The sequence below is a fragment of the Frankia tisae genome (assembly GCF_025403405.1).
Lineage (GTDB): Bacteria > Actinomycetota > Actinomycetes > Frankiales > Frankiaceae > Frankia > Frankia tisai.
Genome location: NZ_JANEZT010000436.1, coordinates 1 through 4,967 on the forward strand (window position 1 = coordinate 1; position 4,967 = coordinate 4,967).

General features: G+C 70.1%; 5 protein-coding genes. 1 reads left to right on the forward strand and 4 read right to left on the reverse strand.

The annotated features are described in order from the left end of the window. Nucleotides 1–584, reverse strand: a 584-nt coding sequence (locus NBZ85_RS27490; RefSeq protein WP_261562909.1) for a toll/interleukin-1 receptor domain-containing protein, incomplete at its 3' end; no start/stop codon positions are given. A 513-nt stretch (nucleotides 585–1,097) separates the two neighbouring features. Further along, on the reverse strand, nucleotides 1,098–1,889 hold the full coding sequence (locus tag NBZ85_RS34150; protein ID WP_498041268.1) for an HD domain-containing protein: 792 nt from the start codon (nucleotides 1,887–1,889) through the stop codon (nucleotides 1,098–1,100). 37 nt (nucleotides 1,890–1,926) lie between these two features. Between NBZ85_RS34150 and NBZ85_RS27500 the strand changes: the two genes are divergently transcribed. Next, nucleotides 1,927–2,193, forward strand: a complete 267-nt coding sequence (locus NBZ85_RS27500) for a protein kinase family protein (protein ID WP_261562911.1) — start codon at nucleotides 1,927–1,929, stop codon at nucleotides 2,191–2,193. A gap of 148 nt (nucleotides 2,194–2,341) precedes the next feature. Here NBZ85_RS27500 and NBZ85_RS27505 read toward each other — a convergent pair whose 3' ends face one another. Next, nucleotides 2,342–3,667: a Dyp-type peroxidase gene (locus NBZ85_RS27505; protein WP_261562913.1), complete on the reverse strand. Its 1,326-nt coding sequence runs from the start codon at nucleotides 3,665–3,667 to the stop codon at nucleotides 2,342–2,344. A gap of 210 nt (nucleotides 3,668–3,877) precedes the next feature. Continuing rightward, the coding region (locus tag NBZ85_RS27510; RefSeq protein WP_261562914.1) for a TAXI family TRAP transporter solute-binding subunit at nucleotides 3,878–4,967 on the reverse strand (1,090 nt) is incomplete at its 5' end.

Here is a 4,967-nt window from a genome sequence, read left to right on the forward strand (position 1 = left end):
ACGTTCCACACCTCCGGCAGCCCACCCGGGAACACCGCCCGCTCCGGCACCGCCCGCAACCCCGGCGGAAACGGCGGCGCTTCCTTCGGCTTGGCCCGCTCGCCCGACACCACCAGCCGTGCCGTACCCACTACCTGTTCCCGCGCCTCCCGCTCGGCACAGCCGAACAGATCTGCGCTCACCACCTGCCCGAGCAGCCCGGGACGGGCGCAGTCGGCCACCCGGAACACCAGCAGCCGGCGATCCTCCCCGCCCGGATCAGCCGCCCACGCCGCCTGCCACTCGGCCTTCCCGAACACCGACCGCGTGTACTCCTCAGACAGCACCGCCACCGTCCGCCGGGCCTTCGACACTCCCTCGTCCATCCCAGCGACCCAGTTCGTCCCCGGCACGAAATCCCACGCCTGCACCAGAACCCGAAACCCCGCTTCTTCCAACACCCACGCCACCCACACCGCCCACGCCCGATCCGCCTGCGTGTACGACACGAAAAAGTCCCACCCGCCGTCATCCACGGCGCCCCCACCGGTCACCCGGACAGTGTCCACCCGCACCCGACAGCACAGACCATCGCCGTACGACATCAGACAATCGCTCCGAAGCAACACATGGGAGCCGCTGGTCAGCGGCCACCGACGGCCGACCGGACATCTGTAGCCAACCGTGTAGCCAAGCCCGCGGACGTCCACGAACGACGACGATCAGCAGCGGAACCGGCGCCTAGGCCCGGCCGACTGTGCGGACGAGCCCGGACGTCGGCGGACGAACCGGACCGACTTTGCAAGGCAGGGGTTCGGGGTTCAAATCCCCGCGTCTCCACGCGCTGATTCCTCGTGGTCGCTGCCCTTTGGGCAGCTTCCCAGCTGCCGCGATGTCTGCCCGGGGGGACGACCCCCCGGACCCCGGTGTGGCGTGGCAGCTTCCTAAGTCGCTCCTTTCTGTTTCGCATTGAGCAGCGCGTTACTGACCTCGTGGAACGCATCTGCCGCGGGTCGGCCGCACCGAGGAACCCGCCAACGACAACGAGCCGGTCTCGGCGGAGTAATACCCGCCGAGACCGGCCCTTTCCGGAACAGGGACCGTTCGGTGTGCTCAGCTCACGAGATCGGTGGGACACCGAGAGCGTGCAGGATGGCCCGGCGGACCGATGCGAGTGCCTCCACCTGGCCGGCCTGGAAGGCGGCCTGCTCCCCGCTCGTCATCCACCGGGAGTCCGGTCGGCACGGATGCAGATCAAGGGCCGTTCGCAGCGCGGCGCCCGCGAAGCCCCGTCGGGACGGCTCCGGATCCTCGTTGTCGATGTCGCCGGCCAGCTCGGCCGTCAGCCCTCGTTCCTCGGCTTCGTACCGGGCGCACGAGTGGTGCGCGACCAGGGCGCACAGCCGTTCCGGTGCTTCCTGGGCTTCGAGGAACCGTGCCCCGTCGACCGGGTGGAATCGCAGGTGGCCGATCGGCGGGGCGTAGCCGATGTCATGCAGCCAGGCCGCCGCCACCAGCAGATCCCGGTCTTCCGGGTCCACGACTGCCGAATCCCCCGTTTCAGGACCAAGGCGGCGACTGTGCCGTGCGGCGGGCAGTATCCGATAAACGACCGTGACCAGACCAGGACCGATGGCGGATTCTGGCAAGTCCGACGGGGCTGGAATCGCCCGGAGCGTAAGGGCCGTTGCGGGGGGATTCGAGATGGGCGCTGGCCGCCGGCAACATGGGATAGCTCTCGCCTCATGATCGAGGAGAAGGAGTGGATCGCGGCGGTACTGCCCGGCTACGAGCTCGGTGCCCGCGTGGGCCGGGGGGCGTTCGGGCTGGTGCTGGCCGGCCGGCACCGGCAGCTGCACCGCGATGTCGCCATCAAGATTCTTTCCATCGGCCAGGACGGGGACAGACACCGAACCCAGCTGGAGAGAGGCACGTCTTCTTGCCTCGTTGGATCATCCTCATATCGTCCGGGTCTATGACGCCGTCACCGCCGACGACCTGCATCTGATCGTGATGGAGTTGCTCGCCGGTGGGACGCTTACCCGACGCCGCAGGGAACTGACAGCGTGGCGGCCCGCCCGCACGCCAGCCCGGACGGGCGCCGCCCTCATCCACACCCACGAGGTGTTCTCGGTGGCGTTTGCGCCGGACGGGCGCACCCTCGCCAGCGCCAGCGAAGACGCCACAGTGCGGCTATGGAACGTACGCAGGTGACCAATCCGATCCAACCTGCCCGACAGGCTGCTCGCCCGCCACGCCGAATCGGTGCCGCCCGCCGTCTCCAGCGCCTACCGCCGGGCGATCCAGACCATCCGACCGGGTGGCACAGCGCCGGCTCCCGGGGCGCCTCAGTGGGACCGGTTCAGTCGTCTTCGAGTAGGGCCTGGGCGAGGTAGCCGCCGGGACGGGGCATGGGTGGGACCGCGAACAGGGCGCTGGAGGTGTGCCGGGTGAAGGTGTTCAACGCGTCGGACGCGGCCATCGATTGCTGGATCGGCACGAAGGCCGTCCGGGGATCGGCCTGGTATGCCATGAAGAACAGGCCCGCGTCCCGGGTGCCGGTCGAGTCCAACCCGTCGTCGTAGGAGTAGCCGCGCCGGAACAGGACGGCGCCTCCGTTCGCGGGCGGGCTCGACACCCGGACGTGGGCGTCGGCCGCGATGGCGAATCGGCCGTCGGCGCGGCGGACGTTGATGTCCGGCACGGTGAACGCCGTGCCGCCGGGGCCGGCTGACAGCGGGACTCCATCGGACTCCCGCCGGCCGATCACCTCGTCCCGGTCCGTCCCGGTGAGTCGGTTCCAGGCGTCGAACAGCATCCGGATGCGCCGGATGACCAGGTAGCTGCCGTCGCGCATCCACGCGGGCTCGCCCGAGGCCCAGACGGCCTGATCGAACTGGGGCGTGCCCGGCTGGAGATTGGACATCCCGTCGAGCTGACCCATCAGGTTGCGGTGTACGTCCGGGGGGTTCGCGGAGTCGGAGGCGGTGGGCTGGAACCCCCGCTGCTCCCAGCGGGCGGCCGCGAACGGCGCGGCGAGTGCACCCATCCGGGCCGCGGCCGCTATGGCTGTCGCTGGATCGGTCGCGCACACCTGCACCCCGAGGTCTCCGCCGCCACGGGCCGGGTCGAGCTGGTCGCCGGGCATCGCCGGGATGTCGGCGAGTTCCCCTGGCACGCGCCCGTCGAGGCCGGCGTGGCGCAGCGCCGATGCGCCGAGCCCGACGGTGACGGTCAGCCCTGCCCGGCCGCCGCCCGGCGCTGGCCCGGTCGTCAACGCCGCCGCGCCGGACGTCCAGGCCCGCAGCACCGCCGCGAGCGACGAGCGCGCCGTGCCGGGATCGGCCGCGGTCAGGTCGTAGGCGGTGAATACGAGCCATCCGAGGGCGGTGTCGGCGATCCCGGGCTGGTGACGGGCGTCGCTGGCGGCCAGGGCGTCGTCGGTGGCCAGGGCGGTGCCGGCCCCGAGGCCGGGCAGTCCCCGGGGGGCGAGAGCGCCGCCGAGGACGCCGGCGCCGCCGAGCAGCCCCGCGCCGGCGACCAGCCGCGCGGTGCCGAGCAGCCCGGCGGTGCCGAGCACGCCGCGCCGGTGCGGATCCCGCCGCGAGGGGGGCCGCCCGGCCACCTGCTCGGGGGAGTGGTCCGCCGGTCGCCGGAAAGCGACCGGAGCCTGGCCGTCCGCCAGCACGTCATCGGATACTTGAGTTGAATCATTGTTCTCTTGCGCCGCGTTTACCGGATGCATGAACGCCATGCGACCAGTAACGGAGCGCGATGACACGTATCCGACGGTCCGTGTCGCTCGTGTCGCCGGACATTCGCCCCAGGGGAGAACATCACGGCCGCGCCGCGCCACCCACCTTCCGCCACAGCGCCGCCCCGCGTTTACCGAGAATCATTACCCGCAGTTGGCGTGGATGTTGATGCTGTCGTAGTAGCGCTTCGCCTCGGGGGCGAGTGGGACCAGGCAGTACAGCGAGCTTTTGGGGACGGTCTGCGCGGCGGTCTCGAAGTGCCGGCCGTTCTGGTTCGTTCCCCAGAGGGCCTGCTCGAAGTCGGGTCGATGCTTGAACAGGTCCTGGACGATGAAGGCCACCAGATCATGGTCAGCGCTCTGGTTCACGACCAGCCCGTTGGGAACCCCGACGGTCTCGGTCTGCCCGATGCCGGGATAGTCCTGTGCGTCGATGGTAGCCGGCTCGTACACGCTGCCGGAGACGAACCGGTTGCCGAGCCGCTGGCGATAGGCGGCGTCCCAGTTCGCGCCCATGGGAGCCAGATACCGCGCCAGCGGCAGCAGACGGATCCGCAGCCCGTCCTCGGCGACAGCCCGGAGGATCTGCGGTGTCGGCGCGCCGCCTGCCCACAAAACCCCGTCGACCTTCCCGTCACGCAGGTCCGCCAGGCCGCGGTCGAGATCCGCGGGATCCGTGGCGGGCTGGCAGTTCAGGACATTGTTGAACAGCACCTGGCCGACCTGCAGGCTCCCCGAGTTATTCAGGCCGGTCGAGATCCTCCGGTTGCACAGCTGGGTCGCGTCGTCGATGCCCGAATCCGCGCGTACGATCAAATGAAGGATATCGAGCCATACCGGGCCGACGGTGCGTAGTCCGTCGATCGGGTCGTTGCGGAACTGGTTGACCCCGAAGTGTGCGTCCACGGCTCCGTTCAGCTGGCTGATCGCGATCGCACAGGTTGACCCCCCTGGATCCTGCAGGCGGGCCAGGTTGTCGGCGGTGCCGTTGGTGGCCTCCACGGTTACGTCGGTGTCCGGGTTACTCGCATGGATTCGCCTTTTCAGCGCGAGGCCGTAGTTGTAGTAGGGCGTGTTCTCCTGTCCGGTGTAGACGGAGACGGTGCGGCAGGCACCGAGCCGCGCCGGGGGCTGCAGAATGTACACAGCACCTGCGACCAGGGCTGCGACCACCACGGCCGCGGTAGCGATCAGGGCCGCCCGGCGACGCCACCACGGGGGGGCTGGCGATGGC